15 protein-coding genes are annotated in these 19,583 nt (G+C 65.5%); 11 read left to right on the plus strand and 4 right to left on the minus strand.

Features of this window, described 5'->3' with window-relative positions; translation table 11 throughout:
• Positions 1 to 125: 125 nt before the first annotated feature.
• From RXV95_RS01095 to RXV95_RS01110, 4 genes are read left to right on the plus strand one after another with little or no spacing between them, the layout of a single operon-like run.
• Complete coding sequence (locus tag RXV95_RS01095; protein WP_338467185.1) at positions 126 to 2,708, plus strand: cyclic nucleotide-binding domain-containing protein; 2,583 nt, start codon at positions 126 to 128, stop codon at positions 2,706 to 2,708.
• Positions 2,708 to 3,667, plus strand: a complete 960-nt coding sequence (locus tag RXV95_RS01100) for a hypothetical protein (protein WP_338467186.1) — start codon at positions 2,708 to 2,710, stop codon at positions 3,665 to 3,667. The genes RXV95_RS01095 and RXV95_RS01100 overlap by 1 nt, the downstream gene beginning before the upstream one ends.
• Positions 3,668 to 3,677: 10 nt before the next feature.
• Entirely contained in the window at positions 3,678 to 5,579 is a 1,902-nt protein-coding gene (locus tag RXV95_RS01105; protein WP_338467187.1) for an FHA domain-containing protein, read from the plus strand.
• Positions 5,580 to 5,599: 20 nt separating this feature from the next.
• A complete protein-coding gene (locus tag RXV95_RS01110; protein WP_338467188.1) occupies positions 5,600 to 6,481 on the plus strand; it encodes a phosphodiesterase in 882 nt (293 codons plus the stop codon).
• Positions 6,482 to 6,517: 36 nt separating this feature from the next.
• Here RXV95_RS01110 and rpoN read toward each other — a convergent pair whose 3' ends face one another.
• Together rpoN and lptB are read right to left on the minus strand one after the other, a co-directional pair.
• On the minus strand, positions 6,518 to 8,029 hold the full coding sequence (rpoN, locus tag RXV95_RS01115) for an RNA polymerase factor sigma-54 (RefSeq protein ID WP_338467189.1): 1,512 nt from the start codon (positions 8,027 to 8,029) through the stop codon (positions 6,518 to 6,520).
• A gap of 99 nt (positions 8,030 to 8,128) precedes the next feature.
• Complete coding sequence (gene lptB / locus RXV95_RS01120) at positions 8,129 to 8,926, minus strand: LPS export ABC transporter ATP-binding protein (protein WP_338467190.1); 798 nt, start codon at positions 8,924 to 8,926, stop codon at positions 8,129 to 8,131.
• A gap of 271 nt (positions 8,927 to 9,197) precedes the next feature.
• Here lptB and RXV95_RS01125 point away from each other — a divergent pair, with 271 nt between their 5' ends.
• The 3 genes from RXV95_RS01125 to RXV95_RS01135 all read left to right on the plus strand — a co-directional run bounded on the left by RXV95_RS01125 (position 9,198) and on the right by RXV95_RS01135 (position 12,562).
• Positions 9,198 to 9,605 carry a hypothetical protein gene (locus tag RXV95_RS01125; RefSeq protein WP_338467191.1) on the plus strand — a complete coding sequence of 136 codons (408 nt, stop codon included), beginning with the start codon at positions 9,198 to 9,200 and terminating at the stop codon, positions 9,603 to 9,605.
• Between the two features lie 175 nt (positions 9,606 to 9,780).
• The gene (locus RXV95_RS01130; protein WP_338467192.1) at positions 9,781 to 11,127 is read left to right on the plus strand and encodes a TldD/PmbA family protein; all 1,347 of its coding nucleotides are present in this window, start codon (positions 9,781 to 9,783) and stop codon (positions 11,125 to 11,127) included.
• 73 nt (positions 11,128 to 11,200) lie between these two features.
• Positions 11,201 to 12,562: a mechanosensitive ion channel family protein gene (locus tag RXV95_RS01135; RefSeq protein ID WP_338467193.1), complete on the plus strand. Its 1,362-nt coding sequence runs from the start codon at positions 11,201 to 11,203 to the stop codon at positions 12,560 to 12,562.
• Between the two features lie 37 nt (positions 12,563 to 12,599).
• Here the strand turns inward: RXV95_RS01135 and ppa are convergent, their stop codons facing one another.
• Complete coding sequence (ppa, locus tag RXV95_RS01140; protein ID WP_338467194.1) at positions 12,600 to 13,139, minus strand: inorganic diphosphatase; 540 nt, start codon at positions 13,137 to 13,139, stop codon at positions 12,600 to 12,602.
• A 117-nt stretch (positions 13,140 to 13,256) separates the two neighbouring features.
• Positions 13,257 to 15,203 carry a peptidase M61 gene (locus RXV95_RS01145; protein ID WP_338467195.1) on the minus strand — a complete coding sequence of 649 codons (1,947 nt, stop codon included), beginning with the start codon at positions 15,201 to 15,203 and terminating at the stop codon, positions 13,257 to 13,259.
• Positions 15,204 to 15,301: 98 nt separating this feature from the next.
• Between RXV95_RS01145 and hisS the strand changes: the two genes are divergently transcribed.
• The 4 genes from hisS to RXV95_RS01165 all read left to right on the plus strand — a co-directional run bounded on the left by hisS (position 15,302) and on the right by RXV95_RS01165 (position 19,577).
• Positions 15,302 to 16,546: a histidine--tRNA ligase gene (hisS, locus tag RXV95_RS01150; protein WP_338467196.1), complete on the plus strand. Its 1,245-nt coding sequence runs from the start codon at positions 15,302 to 15,304 to the stop codon at positions 16,544 to 16,546.
• 127 nt (positions 16,547 to 16,673) lie between these two features.
• Entirely contained in the window at positions 16,674 to 17,744 is a 1,071-nt protein-coding gene (gene prfA / locus RXV95_RS01155) for a peptide chain release factor 1 (RefSeq protein WP_338467197.1), read from the plus strand.
• Positions 17,741 to 18,613 carry a peptide chain release factor N(5)-glutamine methyltransferase gene (gene prmC, locus RXV95_RS01160; protein WP_338467198.1) on the plus strand — a complete coding sequence of 291 codons (873 nt, stop codon included), beginning with the start codon at positions 17,741 to 17,743 and terminating at the stop codon, positions 18,611 to 18,613. Before prfA ends, prmC begins: the two co-directional genes overlap by 4 nt.
• 205 nt (positions 18,614 to 18,818) lie before the next feature.
• Positions 18,819 to 19,577, plus strand: coding sequence for a DUF4167 domain-containing protein (locus tag RXV95_RS01165; RefSeq protein WP_338467199.1), 759 nt, complete (start codon positions 18,819 to 18,821; stop codon positions 19,575 to 19,577).
• The last annotated feature ends 6 nt before the right edge of the window (positions 19,578 to 19,583 follow it).

Raw genomic sequence — 19,583 nt, forward strand, 5'->3', positions numbered from 1 at the left:
AAATGCGGGGTGGCAATCGCGGGCGCATTCGCTAATGTCTCGCAAAGACAGGGGTCGCTTAACAAAAATTCGGGCAGGCGCGCGCAGATGCGCCGCCCTTCGACGTTGCGGGGGGACGCGCGCCGGTGAGCGAAATCTACAAGGTAGCGATCATCGGGTCTGGGCCGGCGGGCATGAGCGCCGCCAGCCAGGCCGCGGTACGGGGCATGAGCCACGTGCTGCTGGAAAAGACCGACCACCTTTCGGACACGATCTTCAAATACCAGAAGGGCAAGCACGTCATGGCGACGCCCAACCAGCTCATCCTGCGGGCTGGCGGCGAACAGGCCTTCGATGCGGGCAAGCGCGAGGAGATCCTCGACAAGTGGAATTCGCGCACCAGCGAGCTTGGCGTGAACGTCAAATACAATGCAGAGGTAAAGGCGATCCGCGGCACCGGCCCCGAAATTGCGGGCAGCGTGCAGAAGATCGTGATCCGCCGGCGCGGCAAGCCGGACGAGGTGAAGGAAGTCCAGCGGCACGAACCGCCTTACGAACTGACGCTGACCAACGGCGAGACGATCGTTGCCGAAAACGTGATCCTGGCGATCGGCACGCAGGGCAACCCCAACCTTGTGCGCGCGCCCGGCGGCGACCTTGCGCACGTCACCTACCAGCTGGACGATCCCTACGCGATCGTGGACGAACACATCATCGTCGTGGGCGTGGGCGACGCGGGGATAGAGAACGCGCGCGGCCTGGTGGAAGACCCGGCGCAGGGCAATGTCGTCACCATCCTCAACCGCAAGCCCAAGTCGGCCAACGTGCGCGAAAGCTTCGCCACCGCGAAAGAACCCAACGCCAAGGCGCTGGTCGAGGACGACGAGGCGGGCAAGCTTACGATCCGGTACGAAACCGAAGTGAAGCAGGTTGAGCCCGAATGGGTGACGCTGGACACGCGCGACGGCGAAGAGAGGATACGTTGCGACCGGATCATCGCGCGCATCGGGTCGGCCCCGCCGCGCGCCTTCGTGGAAGGCTGCGGCATAGAATTCGCCAGCGACGACCGGCTGGCATTCCCCACGCTTTCCCCGCAGTTCGAATCCACCGCGCCCGGCGTGTTCGTAATCGGCGCGCTCGCCGGTTATCCGCTGATCAAGCACTGCATGAACCAGGGCTATGACGTCATAGAGTTCATCGCCGGCAATACGGACCTGAAACCGGCGGACGAGCCGCTGCTGGCCGAGAAGTTCGCGGACCTGCCGGGCAACCGTTCCGTCGACGAATGGCTTGAGCTGCTGCGCACCAACATCACCATCCTCGAAGGGATGACGAGCCTGCAGATGCGCGAGTTCATGCTCGATTCGGACGCGCGCGCCTATCGCAAGGGCGATGCGATCTTCGAAAAGAACGATCCCGGATCGTCGCTTTTCGCGATCGCCGAAGGGTCGGTCCACGTGCGTATCGATCCGAACGACCCGAGCAAGGTGGTGCCGATCGGCAAGGGGTCCATCTTCGGCGAGGTGGGCCTGATCTCTGGCCGCCGCCGCGGCGCGACCATCGTGGCCGCCGAAGATGCGATCTGCGTGGAAATCAGCCGCAATGCCGCGCTGAAACTGCAAAGCCAGGTGCCCAGCGCCAAGCGCGCGATAGAGCGCATTTCCACCGAGCGTCAGTTGTTGCAGATGTTCGGCTCCGGCCTGACGACGGACGACATCCGCGAAGTGGTGGATACCGCGAAGATCGAACAGGTGCCCGCCGGCAAGGCGATCATAAACGAAGGCGACGACGGCAAGGACATCTTCGTGATCCGCGTCGGGTCGATGATCGTGGAAAAGGAAGTGGGCGGAAAGCCCGTGTTCCTCTCATACCTGCCGGCCGGCTCATACGTGGGCGAAATGGCGCTGATCGACGGCGGCCAGCGCACCGCCACGGTGCGCGCGGCGATCAAGTCCGAAGTGATCCACGTGGACGGCGACGCGTTCCAGCGCGTGCTCGATTCAAAACCCGCGCTGGTGGCCAAGGCGCGCGAGGACATGGAACTGCGCCGCCGAACCAACGCGCTGATCGAATCGCGCAAGGGTTCGATGTCGAGCGTGGTCGATCTCTATTCCGAACAGGCCAACTTCCTTGTCAGCCAGGGGCTGGGCGAAGCAACCGACGTGCTGCTGATCGACGAGCGGCTGTGCGTGGGCTGCGACAACTGCGAAAAGGCCTGCGCCGACAGCCACGACGGCCTTTCGCGGCTCGACCGCGAGGCGGGCAAGAGCTTTGCGCACCTCCACGTGCCGACGTCCTGCCGCCACTGCGAACACCCGCACTGCATGGCCGATTGCCCGCCCAACGCGATCCATCGCGGGCCGGACGGCGAAGTGTTCATCGACGATACCTGCATCGGTTGCGGCAATTGCCAGCGCAACTGCCCCTATGGCGTGATCCGCATGGACAAGGTGCCGCCGAAGAAGCCGTCGCTGCTTTCGTGGCTGTTCTTCGGGCGCGGGCCGGGACCGGGCGAACCGCCATACAAGTGGTCCAGGAAGAACACGCATTACACCGGCGATCCCGCTGTCGACGAAGCGATTGACCGCAAGAAGGCGATCAAGTGCGACATGTGCGCGGGGATAGACGGCGGCCCTTCGTGCGTGCGCGCCTGCCCCACCGGCGCGGCGATCCGCGTAAGCCCGGACGAGTTCCTCACCGTATCGCGGCTTGAGCGGGAGAGCATGTGATGGCGACGACCGCGCATGGCCCCGACCAGGGCGATTTCGAAACCGCGGCAACCGCGGAGGACACCACCACCACCCGCGAACCCCGGCGCGGCCGCACCCGCCGCGTGCGCCAATCGGGGCACGAAGGGTTCCTGACATATGCCGGCGGGCGCTGGTGGAAGGTTTCCGCGCTGCTCGCGATTGCGCTGATCGCGCTCTACATCTTCGTGCCGCTGCCCCGGCAGCACTTTGGCGGAACCTGGCTGGGCTATACGCTGGGCACAGCAGGCGCGCTGCTGATCCTGTGGCTTACGATGCTGGGCGTGCGCAAGCGCGCGATCACGCCCGGCCGGTGGAGCCTGAAAGCGTGGACCAGCGCGCACGTCTGGCTGGGGCTGTGCCTGATCGTGATCGGCACGCTGCACACCGGCTTCGACCTAGGCTGGAACGTCCACACGCTGGCCTGGGCGCTGATGATGATCGTGATCCTGTCCGGCCTGTTCGGTGTGTGGCTTTATGCCACGGTGCCGCAGGCGCTTTCGGCGAACCGCTTCGACGAGGAAGGCGCGATCACCGAAAAGCAGATGATAGAGGCTTTGCGCTCGCTGGACCGGCAGCTGCACGAAGCGGCCCAGCCGCTTGACCGCGAAAGCGCCGCGCTGGTGGAGGGCAGCCTTGAGGAAGATCCCTTCGCGGGCAACGTGTGGAACCGGCTGACCGGCAATTATCCGCGCTGCGCCACGCGCGATGCCACCGTGCGGCTGCGCGAAGGGCGCGCCTATCGCCCGCGAACGGCGGACGACCCGCTGGACAAGGTCGATGCCTTGCTTGCGCGCAAGCAGGGCATGCTCGACCGGATGCGCCGGCACCTGAAGCTGAAATCATGGCTGCAGGCGTGGCTCTATATCCACGTTCCGGTCACCTTCGCGCTGATCGCCGCGCTTTCCGCCCATATCGTTTCCGTCTTCTTCTATTGGTGAGGCAAGAGAGATGACCTTCCTTGTCCGCCAGATCGCCCTCAAGTCCGATGGTACGGAGATCGTCCGCGCATCGCAGGTAGAGGGTGACGAGCTTGCCATCGGGCGCGATTCGTCATGCGGCATCCACTTGCCCGACCTTGCCGTGGACCCGCGCCATGCGATGATCCGGCGCGCGGGTGACGACGCGCTGACCATCGAATCGATCGGCGAACAGCCGTTCGAACTCAACGGACGCAGCACCACGCGCGGCGAGATCGACCTTGCCGAAGGCGCTGAACTTGCCTTCGGCGGGCACCGCATCCAGGTTTCGCGCGACGGCGAAACGGGATTTCCCGATTTCGCGGTGCGCCGCGTGTCCGCGCTTTCGGAAAGCGCCGAGGACCGCGACCTGGGATCGGTCTATACGCTGAAGGGCCTGCTGCCCGGAAAGCGTATGTCGGCATGGACGTTCGCGATCCTGGTGCTGGTCGCCTTCCTCGCCTTCCCGGTCTGGAGCTATCTTACCTACCAGCCGCTGGCGCTGCACAAGGACGCCCGCCGCCCAGCCGGATGGCATGCGGACATGGTGTGGTCGTCGGGCCATCTTTCGGATGCGCACAAGAAGCTGAAGGGCGATTGCCAGGCCTGCCACGTCGATGCCTTCGTGGCCGTGCGCGACAATGCCTGCCTCACCTGCCACACAGACGATGCGCACCAGCACATTGCCGACCGGCCGGGGCAGAGCGCCGTCGAACGGCTTACGCTGGCACGTGGCACGCCGACCGGACTTGCCGGATTGCAGCGGTCGGTCGCGCTGATGTTCAACCGTCCGCCGGGCAGGTGTGTCGAATGTCACACCGAACACACCGGCGCCGGTGCTATGCCCGCAACCCGCCAGAAGTTCTGCACGGATTGCCACGCCGGGATGAAGAAACGCCTGCCAGATACGACCATCGGCGACGCCGCCGATTTCGGGACGGACCACCCGCAATTCCGCCCCGCCATCGTGGTTGACCCGGCACCCGAACAGCCGCTGCTCAAGCGCGTGGCGTGGACGCCGGACCTGCGTGAGAACGACGGGCTGAAGTTCACCCACAAGCAGCACCTGTCGAAAACCAACGCGGTCGCCCAGATGGTGATTCGCCGCCCCGCACTCTACAAGGGCGAAAAGGCACTGGATTGCCAGGATTGCCACAAGGTCGACGCCACGGGCGTCCGGTACCAGCCGGTGAAGATGGAGCAGGCCTGCGAAACCTGCCACACGCTCAACTTCGACCGGGTGGACGGCACCTTCCGCAGCCTTCAGCACGGCAAGCCCGCGCAAGTGGTGGCAGACCTGCGCGCGTTCTATCGCGGCACCGGGCCGGTGCGTCCGCCGAACCTTTCGGGTCTTTCGCGCCGCCAGCCGGGCGAAGCCGCGCGGCAATCGAACGCGGCGGACTATGCGCGCGCGGTGCGCTTCTATCCGACGCGCGCGAGCCAGGCGATCGCGGCGGTCTTTACCAAGGGCGGGATGTGCTATGACTGCCACGTGGTAACGCGCACCGGCACGGCGGCGACCGGCGGCTTCGCGGTCGAAAACGTCGCGCAGAACACGCGTTATTACCACACCGGCTGGTTCAGCCACAAAGACCACACCAAGTCCGACTGCCAGACCTGCCACACAAAGGCGGAAACATCGAACGACGCAAACGACCTGCTGGTGCCGGGGCTTGACGGGCCGGGCGGTTGCCGCACGTGTCACGTGGGTGAGGCGGGCACGCACCTTGCCTCGATCAAGGTGAAAGACCCGGTCGATTCAAGCTGTGCGATGTGCCATTCCTATCACATGGACAACGGCCCCCCGTGGGAACCGAAGGACAAGCGCAAGCAGCAGATGCACACCGCGGATGCCGCCACGCCAACCCGGCTGAGCCAGGCGGCGGCGCGCTGATCGATGGCCGGGGGCACGCCATGCTGATCGCACAGATCACCGACATCCACCTGGGGTTCGAACCGGATACGCCGGGCGAATTCAACCGCCAGCGGCTGGATCGCACGGTCGCCGCGCTGAAAGCGCTCGACCCGCAGCCAGACATGCTGCTGGCCACCGGAGACCTGATCGACCGCGGCGACACCGAAAGCTACGAACGCCTGAAGGAGGCGCTGACCGGCCTGCCTTTCCCGGTGCACATGGCGCTGGGCAACCATGACGACCGTGCGAATTTCAACGCGGCCTTCCCAGAGTACGACTATGCCGACGGCTTCCTGCAATACGAGGTCGACACGCCGGACCTGCGCATCCTGGTGCTCGATACGCTGGAAGAAGGCCGCCACGGCGGCGCTTTCTGCCCAACGCGCGCAAAATGGCTCTCGGCCCGGCTTGACGAGCAGCCGGACAGACGGACGCTGATCGTCCAGCACCACCCGCCGGTCGAAGTCGGGATTCCCTGGATGAACACCGATCCGGCAGAACCCTGGGTCGAGCAGCTCGCATCATGCCTGCGCGGCCGCGAAAACGTGATCGGGCTGGTCTGCGGGCACATCCACCGCGCGATCACGACCCACTGGGAAGGCCTTGTGGTGGCGACTTGCCCGTCCACCGCACCGCAAGTGGCGCTGGACCTTCGGCCCATTGATCCCGGCACGCCCGACCAGCGCGAACTGATCATTGCCGATCCACCCGGTTATGCGCTGCACTGGTGGAACGGGCGCGAGCTTATCACGCACTGGAACACGGCAGAGGACCATGCCGTGCTCGCCCGCTATGACGCGAACCTGCAAGGGATGATCCAGCACATGCTGGCCGAACGCCCCGACGGCGGCGCGAGCAGTGGCGCGCTGGCGCCCGAATAGGGCGGAAACCGCCGCTGCCTGCGCAAGCATCGGAAATCAGCGCACGGCAGCCAGCTTCTTCTGCCGCCGCCGCTGCACCGAGCTGCCAATGCCGATCGCTTCGCGGTACTTGGCGACGGTGCGCCGCGCGAGATCGAAGCCTTTTTCCTTCAGCAGATCGACCAGCGTATCGTCCGACAGGATCTTCTTGGGGTCTTCGGCATCGATCAACTGGCGGATCGCGGCCTTCACCGCTTCGGCCGAAACCGCCCCGTCACCATCGGCCGACGCCACGCCCGAGGTGAAGAAATATTTCAGCTCGAACGTGCCGCGTTCGCAATGCAGGTACTTGTTCGACGTTACGCGGCTGACGGTCGATTCGTGCATTTCGATCGCCTCGGCCACCGCGCGCAGCGTCAGCGGCTTGAGGTGCGAAACGCCGTGGCGGAAGAACCCGTCCTGCTGCTTCACGATCTCCGCCGCGACTTTCAGGATCGTCTTCTGCCGCTGGTCGAGCGCCTTTACCAGCCAGTTGGCATCGGCCAGCTTCTCGCCCAGCCACGCCTTTGCGTCTTTCGCCACGCAGGCCCCGCGCATCTCGACATAATAGCTGCGGTTCACGATCAGGCGCGGCAACGTTTCCTGGTTCAGTGCGATGTCCCAGCCGCCTTCTTCCCCCGGCGATATCAGCACGTCGGGCACAACCGCGCCCGCCGGCCCGTCACCGAAACGCAGGCCGGGCCTTGGATCGTATCCGCGCAGTTCGGCCAGCATGTCGGCGAAATCCTCGTCGTCCACGCGGCACATCCGCTTCAACCGCGCCAGGTCGCCGCGCCCGATCAGGTCAAGATTGTCGAGCAATGTCGCCATGCAGGGATCGTAGCGGTCGGCCTCGCGCGCCTGCAGGGCCAGGCATTCGCCCAGATCGCGCGCGCCCACGCCGGTGGGATCGAGCGACTGGACCAGCACCAGCGCCTCTTCCACCTCTACCAGCGCAACGCCAAGGTTATCGGCCACTTCGCGCAAGGGCACGGTTATGTATCCGGCCTCGTCAAGCTGGTCGATCAGCCAGCGCGCGAGGAACAGCGCGCGATCATCCTTCGCGACTATGCCGATCTGCGCATGAAGGTGTTCGGCCAGCGTCTCTGCAAAGTCGCCACGCTCGTCGATATCGGGCGCTTCGCCGCCGCCCGTGCCCGCGCTGCTCCAGTCGCTGCCGCTTCCTTCCGCCCGCGCGCCGTCACCGGTATCGCGGTCGGCGTCGATCGCACCGGCATCGATATCGAGCGGGCGATCGTCCGCCGCACGGCCTTCTCCCACCAACTGGTCAACCGGCGACGTTTCAAGATGTGTGCGGCGCGGGTCTTCGGGGGCACCCTCACCCGCATCGGCCGGCCGATCGGGTTCTTGCGGCGATATTTCCAGCAGCGGATTGGCTTCAAGCGCTTCGCCGATGAAGGTTTCGACTTCCAGGTTCGACAGCGCCAGCAGCTTGATCGCCTGCTGCAGCTGCGGCGTCATGACCAGCGACTGGGTCTGACGAATGTCGAGGCGGGGCGCGAGAGACATGATCGCTAGTGGCAGTCTTGCTGACGTGTCATCCGGTGCCGATCCGGCAGCGCAACCGCCGGGCACGGTGACGCCTGTCCAGACTGCCGGAAAAGACAATCACAACGTAAATCCCTCGCCCAGATAGAGCCGTCGCACGTTGGGATCGGCCACCAGCGCGTCCGGGCTGCCCGCGAACAGCACCTGTCCGCCATAGATGATGCAGGCCCGGTCCACGATATCCAGCGTCTCGCGCACGTTGTGGTCGGTAATCAGCACGCCGATCCCGCGCTGCTTCAGGTCGCGCACCAGTTCACGGATGTCGCTGATCGAAAGCGGGTCGATGCCGGCGAAGGGTTCATCAAGGAGGATGATCGACGGTTTCGCCGCCAGCGCGCGGGCGATTTCGCAGCGGCGCCGTTCACCGCCCGAAAGCGCCATCGCCGCGCTGGTGCGCAGGCGGGTAAGCCCGAACTCGTCAAGCAACCGGTCAAGCTCCGCCTCGCGCGTTGCCTTGTCGGGCTCTACCAGTTCGAGCACGGTCATGATGTTCTGTTCGACCGTCATGCCACGGAATATCGACGTTTCCTGCGGAAGATAGCCGATCCCCAGGATAGAGCGGCGATACATCGGCAGGTTGGTGATATCGGTGCCGTCAAGCAGGATGCGGCCCGAATCCGGCCGCACCAGCCCCATGATCGAATAGAAGCAGGTGGTCTTGCCCGCACCGTTCGGCCCCAGCAGGCCCAGCACCTCTCCCTTGGCGACGGTCAGCGAGATGTCGGTCAGCACCGCGCGCTTGTCATAGCTTTTCGCGATCGAGACGACTTCCAGCCCGCGCCCTTCCAGCGGCGGGGCGGCCTGTTCGGGCGCCGTATCTTCAGGCGCATCCTGTTCGGTATCGGCTAAGGCGTTCATCCTGGTCCTGCGGCTTGGCTTCATCTCAATGGCTCGCAATCGCCCAATAGCGGTGCGCAAAGCCGTGCGAAAGCCCGTATTGGCCGCATTTGGCAGGATTTGTGCATAGCTTGCGCGGCCGATAGCCCGAAAGCCCGGCCCGCTACCTCCCGACACTCCCCAAAACCCCCGCTGCAACGCACGTCGGGCAGGCGCGCAATGTCCTTGCTTGTGCACCGCAACCTGTGTTCTATTCGGTCAGGGATTGGAACAAAAGGGCCAGCAACAGACGATGAAGGCCATCAACAACAGCCACGCCGAAGCCGACCGGCGACACGCGCGACTTCTGCACGTAGAGCCATCGGATGCGCATCCGCTCGACTGGCGCAAGCGGATGAGCGACAACATCGCCTACGCGCTGCTGGTCTATACCGCGTTGCAGATTTTCGTGACGATGCGCGCGATAGAGGGGACAAGCGGTTCGGCGCTTCCGCTTCTCGCGCTTGTCGTTCTGGTCGCCGCCATCATCCCGCTGTGCCGCCGCTTCGAAAACCGCTGGGACCGGATGCCCGAAGCGGCCCTCCACGATCCGGCCATGCGAACCACATACCGTCGCGACCAGTTCGCGCTATGGGCGCTGGCGATCGGCCTGCCGTTCATCCTGACGGGGCTGTACCAGGGCGTGGCCGCGCTGGTCTGACGCGCCCGGCCCTTGCGGCCTCCTCCCCCTTATGGCGCCTCCTCTGGCCGATAGCTGCCTTCTGCCCGATAGCTGTCTGTGCATTGCCGCAACGCGCGCCACCGGCTAGAGCCCGGTTCTTCGCGGACGCGATCCCGGTTGCGTCCCTGAACCCGATGCGAAAGGCCGTTTTTCCATGCTTTCTGCCGACGAAGCCCAGGAGCGTTGCCAGGCGCTGATCGCCCGAGCGCGCGCCGCCGGAGCGGACGCGGGCGACGCGGTATACCTCGCCAATTCGTCCGAAAGCGTGCAGGTGCGTCTCGGCCAGCTTGAAGATGTCGAGCGGTCGGAAGGCGAACATATCGGGCTGCGCGTCTTCACCGGCAACAGCTCCGCCTCCATCGGGTCGAGCGACCTCAGCGACGAGGCGCTGGACGAACTGGCCCAGCGCGCGGTGGCCATGGCGCGGCTGGCGCCGGCCGACAAGTATGCCGGGCTTGCCCCAGAAGATCGCCTGTTCAAGGGGCCGATGCCGCAGCTCGACCTTGTCGACGCGCACGAGCCGACGCCAGAGGAACTGCGCGAAGCCGCGCTTGCGGCGGAAGATGCGGCGCGCGCCGTTGCCGGCGTGACCAATTCCGAAGGCGCGGGCGCGGGTTCCGGGCGCGGCGTGGTCGCGCTGGCCACCAGTCACGGTTTTTCGGGCAGCTATGCCGCCACCAACCATTCGGTCTCGGCCAGCGTCGTCGCGGGCGAAGGTTCGGGAATGCAGCGCGATTACTGCTGGCGCACGGCGCGCCACGCGACAGACCTTCTTGCCGCCGCGGAAATCGGCAGGCGCGCGGGCGATCGCGCGGTTGCCCGGTTGCATCCGGGCCGCGTGAAAAGCGCAAAGTTGCCGGTGGTGTTCGATCCGCGCGTCGGCGGGTCACTGGTCGGGCACCTGCTGGGGGCGATTTCCGGCTCCGCCATCGCCCGCCGCTCCAGCTTCCTGCTGGAAAAGCGGGGAGAGCGGATTTTCGATCCCGCGATAACGATCACCGACGATCCGCTGCGCCATCGCGGGTTGCGTTCGCGCCCGTTCGACGGCGAAGGCCTGCCGACCGCGCCGCGCACCATCATCGAAAAGGGCGTGCTTACCGGCTGGCTGATGGATTCGGCCTCTGCCCGACAGCTGGGCGAACAGCCCACCGGCCACGCCGCGCGCGGCGCATCGGGCGCGCCGGGCGTCAGCGCGTCCAACGTGGTGCTGGAAGCCGGGGCCGTCAGCCGCGAAGACATGATCGCCGACATTGCCGACGGCATCCTGGTGACCGAACTGATCGGCCAGGGCGTGAACGGCGTGACCGGCGATTACAGTCGCGGCGCATCGGGCTTTCGCATCGTGAACGGCGAAATCGCCGGGCCGGTTGCCGAATTTACGGTTGCCGGAAACCTGATCGACATGTTCGCCGCGATGACCGCCGCGAACGACCTCGACATCCATCGCGGGATCGACGTGCCGACCCTGCGCATCGACGGTATGAGCGTTGCGGGCGACTGAACCCGGCGGGAACCCGGCGCATGGCGCGCGGGTTTATCCTGTGGTTGATCGTATCACGGGGAAACATGGCTTCATGCGTGTGTTGTGTGCCGTTCTGTGCGCGCTTGGTGCCGCTTGCCTGACGCTCGCCCCGCCCGCGTTGGCGCAAGCAAGCCTGATCCCCGCGCCCTCGCCCGCGGCGACCGAAACACCCGCGCCCGCACCCGCGATCTCGGCCACGTCGGCCGCGGAAGACGATGCGCAGATCGCCGCGCGGCTGCGTGGCATCTATGCGGCGATATCGGACCTGTCGGACGTGAAGGTTTCCGTCTCGTCGGGCGTCGTCACCTTGACCGGAGAGGTGCCCAGCGCAGAAGCGATCGGGCAGGCGGGCTCCATCGCGCAGCGGCTTGCCGGGGTTGTGACGGTGCAGAACCGGCTGACCCGCAACCTTGCGGTAGAACGCAACCTCGACCCGGCGCTCAGCGGGGTATCGTCACGCGCGCAGCAAGTTGTGCAGGCGCTGCCGCTGATCGGCGTCGCGGCGCTGGTTGCGCTGATCGTGGGCGCGCTGGGCTATTTCATTGCCGCGCGCGACGGATTGTGGCGGCGGCTTGCGCCCAACCCTTTCCTGGCGGAACTGGTGGCCAGCGCGATCCGCTTCGTCTTCGTCGTCGGCGGCATCGTGCTCGCGCTCGATATCCTGGGCGCAAGCGCGCTGATCGGCGCGGTCCTTGGCGGCGCGGGCGTTGTGGGCATCGCCATAGGCTTCGCGGTCAAGGACACGATCGACAATTACGTATCGTCGCTGATGTTGTCGCTGCGCCAGCCGTTCCGCGCGAACGACCACGTGCTGATCGACACCTATGAAGGCCGCGTGATCCGCCTGACCAGCCGCGCCACCGTGCTGATGACGCTTGACGGGAACCACCTGCGCATCCCCAATTCCACGGTGTTCAAGGCAGTGATCCTGAACTTCACCACCAATCCGCAGCGCCGCTTCGACTTTTCCTATCCAATCGACCACGGGGTGGAGCCGCAAGCCGCGCGGGCGCTGGCCCTGCAGGCGATAAAGTCGCTCGATTTCGTGCTCGACGATCCCGAACCGCTGGTCCTGGTCGATTCGATGACCGGGCCCACGATGGTGCTGGAAGCGTTCGGCTGGATCGACCAGACCGCGACCGATTTCTACAAGGCGCGAACCCGCGCATTGCAGGCGGTGCGCGCCGCGCTGCGCGATGCGGGAATCGTTTTTCCCGATACCAGCTATCGCGTCGTACTCGATCGCGAGGCGCAGGCGCCGCAACCGGTGGCGGAACCCGCCGCGCCCGCGCGCGAAGAGGCCGAAGCGCAGGATGTTGCGCCCGAAGACCATATCGCCGGACTGGTCGAGCGCGAACGCGCCGGCCAGGAAGGCGGGCGCGACCTGCTCGATCCGTCGCGCCCCGTGGAATAGCCGTCGGTCTAGAATAGCCGTCAGTGTAGAATAGCCGTCAGCCGGCCTTCGCGGCCTTGGCGCGCTCTATCGCTTCGATCACGATCTGCCGCGCTTCCGCCGCATCTCCCCAGTTGCCGATACGCACCCACTTTTCGGCTTCCAGGTCCTTGTAGTGGGTAAAGAAGTGCTCGATCTGCTTGAAGATGATCGAGGGCAGATCCTTGGTTTCGCCCACGTCCGAATAATACGGGAACGTGGTGTCCACCGGCACGCAGATCAGCTTTTCGTCGCCGCCGTGTTCGTCTTCGAGGTTGAGGACGCCGATCGGCCGGGCGCGCACCACGCATCCGGGGATGAAGGGCGAACGCGCGATCACCAGCGCGTCCAGCGGGTCGCCGTCGGGCGAAAGGGTGTGCGGCACAAAGCCATAGTTCGCCGGATAGCGCATCGGCGTGTGCAGGATGCGGTCGACGAACAGCGCGCCCGATGCCTTGTCGAATTCATACTTCACCGGCTCTCCGCCGGTCGGAACCTCGATAATGACATTCAGGCTTTCGGGCGGATTGTCGCCGGTCGAAATCTTGTCGATGCGCATGGGGTATGGCCCTGTGATCTATGGATGGTGAGCTGTGGATTTGCGCGTGCCTCTAGCCCGCACCGTGCTGCACCGCAATAAGGCGATGCAGCGGGCGGGCCGAAAGTAGCAGACGCCCTATCGGCGGGGCGCCATCAGGCGGTCGAGCGGGGCGGTGCCTTTCACCGCCTTTTCCAGCCACGGATAGCGCAGCCCCCCGTGCCAATCGACCGGCACGGTAAGGAAGCGGTCCCCGCGCTGGACCAGCAGGTCGATCTGCGTCTTGCCGCCCTTCGCCGCGGTGATCGCGCGCGTCATGCGATCCTTCGAATATTTTTCACCGTTCACCGCGACAATCCTTGCCCCGTTGACGAGCCCGGCATTGAACGCCGGCCCGTCCCAGCGCGTCGAAACGACGGTGCCGTTTCCGTTCAGGTCCACGCCCAGCGAATAGAACAGGTTCAGGTTGCCGCTATGCCCCATGCGGCCCTTCTCATAGCTGTTGGGCGTTTCCTTCCACACCAGCTTGTAACCCGCCATTTCGATGCCCTTCAGCGGCGCGGGCTGGCCCGGCGCATAGAGCCGGGTTTTCAGGAACGTGGCCCAGTCATAGGCCGGATATACGCCTTTCAGCGCCTTCACCACGTCATCGAAGGTATAGGTCAGCTCGCCCCAGTCGCCGTCGCGCATGCCGAAGAAGGCTTTCGCGAAATCGTCCAGCCCCTTCCTGCCCTTCGTGCCTTCGCGAATGATCTGGTCGGCTTCGAGCCAGACCAGCGCTCCTTCGGAGTAATAGTCCTCGTTGCGCGACAATGAGCCGTATGGTTGCGGGCGGCGTCCGTCGATGATCGGGTCGAACGTGGTATCCTCGACAGAGCGCCACGCGCGGCCCGGCTGACCTTCGGAATATTTCGCGGCGGTGACGGCGAAGGCATCGAGCACGGTCTGCGGCGTCTGGATGCCCGAGCGCGCGGCCAGCACATAGCCCCAGAACTGCGTCTGCCCTTCATAGACCCACAAAAGGTTATCCTGCATCGGCACGCTGTAGGCGGGCGTCCACAACCCGGCGGGGCGGCGGAACTTGCCGTTCCAGCTATGTACGAATTCGTGGGCGATCACGTTGCGGTCCCAGTCCATCCTGTCCCAGTCGATGAACGTGCCGGGTTCGTACTGGTTTTCGCTCGACCGGTGATGTTCCAGCCCGATGCCGCCCATCCGGTCGGTCAGCGCCAGCAGGAAATCGTAGTGATCGAAGTGCCGCGCGCCGAACAGCCTGACGGCCTGGTCGGTCAGGTTCCGATAGACTTTCAGATGGTCCGGCGCGATCGCCAGCAACCGCGCCTCGTCGGCCACCGCGTCAAGATGCACGCCGTTGCCGATGTCCCACCGCCGGGCATACTTGCCCGCGAAGATCGGCGAATCGACCAGTGTTTCATAATCGGTCGCGGCCCACGTCACGCGGTTGCCGCTCTGCGCCTTCCCGTCGAGCGCGGTGAACACCGTCCAGTCGTTCGGGAAGGCGACGGTCGGCTTGAACGTGATGAGGCGGGTGTAGTGCCCGGCGGGATAGAGGCTCATCTTCTCCCACTGCAGGTTCAGCATCTCGCGCGTCATGGTGATGCGCCCCTCGCGCCCGGTCAGCGGGGACGTGTGGACGAACCGCGCGACAAGGCTGGTCGTGCCCTTGGGCAGCGAAACGTGGAACGCACGCACGTCTATCGGGTCGCGCTCCCAAACCACCGGCTTCCCGTCGACAAAGAAGCGCACGTCGGCCAGCAGGTTGATCGGCCCGCGCGCCGCGTGGTTGCCCGGAAGCCAGGCCGGCAGAAGCAGGGTGATCGCATCGGTGCCGGCCGCGACGGGGATCGTTTCGGTCACGCGATAGACGCCGCGCGTCACGTCCGTGGCATCGATGTCGAGCGCGATCGTGCCGGCATAGGGCACGTTCTGCGGATCGGGCACGCGATATTGGATCGGCGTTGCCACGGGCATCGAACGCGCTGCCGCGTCCTGGGCCTGGGCGAGAGCGGGAGTGGAAACGGAAAGCGCGAGAAAGAGCGGGGCGACCGCAAGGATTTTTGGCATACGCGCGCTCATGGCGGGCGAAAGTAACAATGGCAACCGCCCGCCTGCACCAAACGGCGGCTTTCCCGATGCGCGCAATCGGGCTATCGGCGCGACGCATGAGCAAGATCGAAACGCCAAAGGCCATTCGCGGCACGCAGGATATCTTCGGGGCCGACGCAGAAGCCTTCGCCTTCGTGGTCGAAACCTTCGAACGTGTGCGCAAGCTCTATCGCTTTCGCCGCGTGGAAATGCCGGTGTTTGAAAAGACCGCGGTGTTCAGCCGTTCGCTGGGCGAAACCACCGATGTCGTTTCCAAGGAAATGTATTCGTTCGACGATCGCGGCGGCGAATCGCTGACCCTGCGGCCGGAATTCACCGCCGGGATCGCGCGGGCCTACCTCACCGACGGCTGGCAGCAATATGCGCCGCTGAAAGTGGCCACGCACGGGCCGCTGTTTCGTTACGAACGCCCGCAAAAGGGCCGCTATCGCCAGTTTCACCAGCTTGACGCCGAAATCCTTGGCGCTGCCGAACCGCAGGCGGACGTGGAACTGCTGGTGATGGCCGACCAGTTGCTGAAAGAACTGGGCATCGCGGACGGCGTGACGCTGCAACTCAATACGCTGGGCGATGCCGACAGCCGCGAGGCATGGCGCGCCGCGCTGGTGGAATACTTCCGCGCGCACAAGGATTCGCTGAGCGAGGATTCGCAAGACCGGCTGGAGCGCAACCCGCTGCGTATCCTCGATTCGAAAGACCCGCGCGACAAGCCCTTCACCGTCGACGCGCCGAAGATCGACGATTTCCTGAACGGCGAAGCGCAGGACTTTTTTGGCAAGGTCACAAGCGGGCTGGATGCGGCAGGCGTGGCATGGACCCGCGCGCCATCGCTGGTGCGCGGCCTCGACTATTATCGCCACACCGCGTTTGAATTTGTAACAGACCAGCTGGGCGCGCAAGGCACCGTGCTGGGCGGCGGGCGCTATGACGGGCTGATGGAAGCCCTGGGTGGACCGCACACGCCCGCGGTGGGCTGGGCCGCGGGGATCGAGCGGCTGGCGATGCTGGTGGGGGATGCACAATCCGCCGGGCTTGAGGTCGCCATTGCGGCCGAGAACGCTGAGCGCGAAGCCGAAGCCTTGGCCCTTGTCGCCGCCTTCCGGCGTTCCGGGTTCAGCGCGGAGGCGTTTACTACCGGCAGCGTTCGCAAACGCTATGACCGCGCACGAAAGGCCGATCCTGCGGTGCTGATTTCGCTGGACGTTCGCGACAGCGTGCCCTCGAACGGCCTCAACCTTCTCGACAACGGCTATGCCCGTGCTGCGGATGCTTCCGCCGTATTTGACCAGTTCGGACTGTAGCTCCGCTATTCCCGATAATCTCGTCACCCCGGACTTGATCCGGGGTCCAGCTTTCTTTCCCGCGACTGTCCGATAAGAAGCGGGATCCCGGCTCAGGGCCGGGATGACGAACGTAGAGTGTAACGCATTGACCGTCTCCGACGACCGCCTTTCCCAGATCGCGCACCGCTTTGCAGAGCTTGAAGCGCGGCTTGCCAGCGGCACGCTGGAAGGCGGCGATTTCGTTGCCGCCAGCCGCGATTATGCCGAACTGGAACCCGTCGCCCGCGCCGCCGAAGCGGTGCGCGAAATGCGCGGGGAACTGGCGGAACTGGAAGCGCTGAACGATGCCGACCCCGAAATGCGCGCGCTCGCCGAAGAGGAAGCGGCGCGGATCAGGGGCGACCTTCCCGACGCGGAACACAAGCTCGCCATCGCCATGCTGCCGCGCGACAGTGCCGACAGCCGGCCCGCCATGCTGGAAATCCGCGCGGGCACCGGGGGCGATGAAGCCGCGCTGTTCGCGGCCGACCTGTTCCGCATGTATGAACGCTTTGCCGCCGAGCAGGGCTGGCGGGTGGAAACGATCAGCGTCAACGCCAACGATCTGGGCGGCTTCAAGGAAGTGGTTGCCAACATCGCCGGCAGCGGCGTGTTCGCCAAACTGAAGTTCGAATCCGGCGTCCACCGCGTGCAGCGCGTGCCGGTGACGGAAAGCGGCGGGCGCATCCACACCAGCGCGGCGACCGTGGCGGTCCTGCCCGAGCCGGACGAAGTGGACGTTGCGATCGAGGACAAGGATCTGAAGATCGACATCTACCGCGCCAGCGGCGCGGGCGGGCAGCACGTCAACACCACCGATTCGGCGGTGCGCATCACGCACTTGCCCAGCGGCATCGTCGTCACCCAGCAGGATGAACGCAGCCAGCACAAGAACAAGGCCAAGGCCATGCAAGTGCTGCGCGCGCGGCTTTATGAAAAGATGCGCGACGAAGCGCAGGGCGAGGAAGCCGCCGCGCGCAAGGCGATGGTGGGTTCGGGCGACCGTTCCGAGCGCATCCGCACGTATAATTTCCCGCAAGGCCGCGTGACCGATCACCGCATCAACCTGACGCTGCACCGCTTGCCCGAAGTGCTGGAAGGGCCGGGGCTTGGCGAACTGATCGACGCGCTGACGGCGGAGGACCAGGCCAAGCGGCTGGCCGCGATCGGCGCATGACCGTTGCGGAACGGCTGCGCGCAGCCACCGCCGCGCTTGGCCCCGGCGCATCGACCGCGCGGCTGGACGTGGAACTGCTGATGGCGCACGCGCTGGGCGTTTCGCGTTCCGACCTGTTGCTGCGGCACATGGCCGATCCCGCGCCGCACGCGTTCGAAGCGCTGATGGCAAGGCGCATCGCGCACGAACCTGTCGCCTATATCGTCGGCCATACCGAATTCTGGAGCCTCGACCTTGCGGTAACGCCCGCCGTGCTGGTGCCGCGCGCGGATTCCGAAACGCTGATCGAAGCCACCTGCGCGGCCTTCACCAATCGCGAACCACCGCGGCGCGTGCTCGATTGCGGCACCGGATCAGGCGCATTGCTGCTGGCCGCGCTGAGCGAGTTTCCCGGAGCCGAAGGGATCGGGATCGACCGGTCCGAAGCGGCGCTGGCCGTCGCGCGGGAAAACGCCCGACGCACCGGCATCGCCGCGCGCGCGACGATGATGGCGCGCGATTGGGACGAACCCGGCTGGGCGCGGGGCCTTGGCCGGTTCGACCTTGTTCTGGCCAACCCGCCCTATGTGGAAGACGACGCGCCGCTGGAACGCGTGGTGCGCGATCATGAACCCGGCGGCGCGCTGTTTGCGGGGCCGGAAGGGCTTGATGCCTATCGCGTGCTGGTCCCGCAATTGCCCGCCCTGCTGACGCCGGAAGCCATAGCGCTGGTAGAGATCGGCGCGCGCCAATCCGACGCGGTCAGCGCAATAGCCGCCGAATCGGGTCTTTCCACACGGCTCCATCGCGACCTTGCCGGAAGGCCGCGTGCACTGGAAATGCGCGTTCAAGGCAATATTTCGCTTGGCAAGGCGGCAAGCGGTCACTAGTTATGTCCTCAGGCAGGGCGACGGACGAAGGCTTCCCGTCCCGGCCAACTCCACCATTTGCGCAAGCGACCGGACGGGATCCGGCCTGAAGCAGATGCTGGAAACACCACGGTCCGTGGGGACCCGTGGCGGAGGGTTGCGCGGCCACGCGGAGAGAAAGTCAGTACAAACCGCATGGGCCGCCCCAGACAAGGAAGTGCCTGAGTTGAATAACAATCGTGGCAACAACCGCCGGCGCGGCCGCGGCAACAACCGCGCGCAAGGCGGCCAGCAGCTTAACCGGATAGACAGTCGTGCGCGCGGCAATGCGCCCCAGCTGCTCGACAAGTACAAGAAGCTGGCGCACGACGCGCATCTGAACGGCGATCGGGTTCAGGAGGAATATTACCTCCAGTTCGCGGACCATTATTTCCGCGTGATCGCCGACCAGCGCGCCCGCCAGGACGAACAGCGCCAGCGCAACAACCCCAACAGGGAAGGCGGCGGCAACGATCGCTGGCAGGATTCGGATTCGGACGACGACAGCGACGAAAACGAATCCGAAACCGAAAGCCGTGGCTCTTCGGGCCGCGAACAGCGCGAGCAGCGTGCCCCCCGGCGCGAGCGCGGCAGCGGCAACCGCCGCGAACGCGACGATACGCGCAGCGAACAGGGCGCCATCGTTTCGGAAGGCGATCCGATCGATTCCGAAGACGACAAGAACCCCTTCGTCCGCGAAACGCGCCCGGCGCGCGGCCGCCGCACGCGGAGCGACCGTTCCGAAGCAGCGGAAGGCGGCGAAAGCAGCGATAACGGACTCGATCCGTCAAGCCTGCCGCCCGCGCTTTCTTCTTCGCGCGAGGAAGATTCTTCGCGCGACGAAGAAACGCTGGAAGTGCCGAGCGAAGCCCCCGCACCGAAGCGGCGCGGCCGCCCGCGCAAGAATCCGGCCAAGGACGAAGCGTCAGCCACGGTCGAGAGCTGACGCGGC

The sequence above is a fragment of the Novosphingobium sp. ZN18A2 genome, from assembly GCF_036784765.1.
GTDB lineage: Bacteria > Pseudomonadota > Alphaproteobacteria > Sphingomonadales > Sphingomonadaceae > Novosphingobium.

Excerpts from the sequence above, each read along its gene's own strand:
- RXV95_RS01100 (WP_338467186.1), top strand. The coding sequence starts at position 2,708 with ATGGCGACGACCGCGCATGGCCCCGACCAGGGCGATTTCGAAACCGCG.
- RXV95_RS01105 (WP_338467187.1), top strand. The coding sequence starts at position 3,678 with ATGACCTTCCTTGTCCGCCAGATCGCCCTCAAGTCCGATGGTACGGAG.
- RXV95_RS01110 (WP_338467188.1), top strand. The coding sequence starts at position 5,600 with ATGCTGATCGCACAGATCACCGACATCCACCTGGGGTTCGAACCGGAT.
- rpoN (WP_338467189.1), bottom strand. The coding sequence starts at position 8,029 with ATGTCTCTCGCGCCCCGCCTCGACATTCGTCAGACCCAGTCGCTGGTC.
- lptB (WP_338467190.1), bottom strand. The coding sequence starts at position 8,926 with ATGAACGCCTTAGCCGATACCGAACAGGATGCGCCTGAAGATACGGCG.
- RXV95_RS01125 (WP_338467191.1), top strand. The coding sequence starts at position 9,198 with ATGAAGGCCATCAACAACAGCCACGCCGAAGCCGACCGGCGACACGCG.
- RXV95_RS01130 (WP_338467192.1), top strand. The coding sequence starts at position 9,781 with ATGCTTTCTGCCGACGAAGCCCAGGAGCGTTGCCAGGCGCTGATCGCC.
- RXV95_RS01135 (WP_338467193.1), top strand. The coding sequence starts at position 11,201 with ATGCGTGTGTTGTGTGCCGTTCTGTGCGCGCTTGGTGCCGCTTGCCTG.
- ppa (WP_338467194.1), bottom strand. The coding sequence starts at position 13,139 with ATGCGCATCGACAAGATTTCGACCGGCGACAATCCGCCCGAAAGCCTG.
- RXV95_RS01145 (WP_338467195.1), bottom strand. The coding sequence starts at position 15,203 with ATGCCAAAAATCCTTGCGGTCGCCCCGCTCTTTCTCGCGCTTTCCGTT.
- hisS (WP_338467196.1), top strand. The coding sequence starts at position 15,302 with ATGAGCAAGATCGAAACGCCAAAGGCCATTCGCGGCACGCAGGATATC.
- prmC (WP_338467198.1), top strand. The coding sequence starts at position 17,741 with ATGACCGTTGCGGAACGGCTGCGCGCAGCCACCGCCGCGCTTGGCCCC.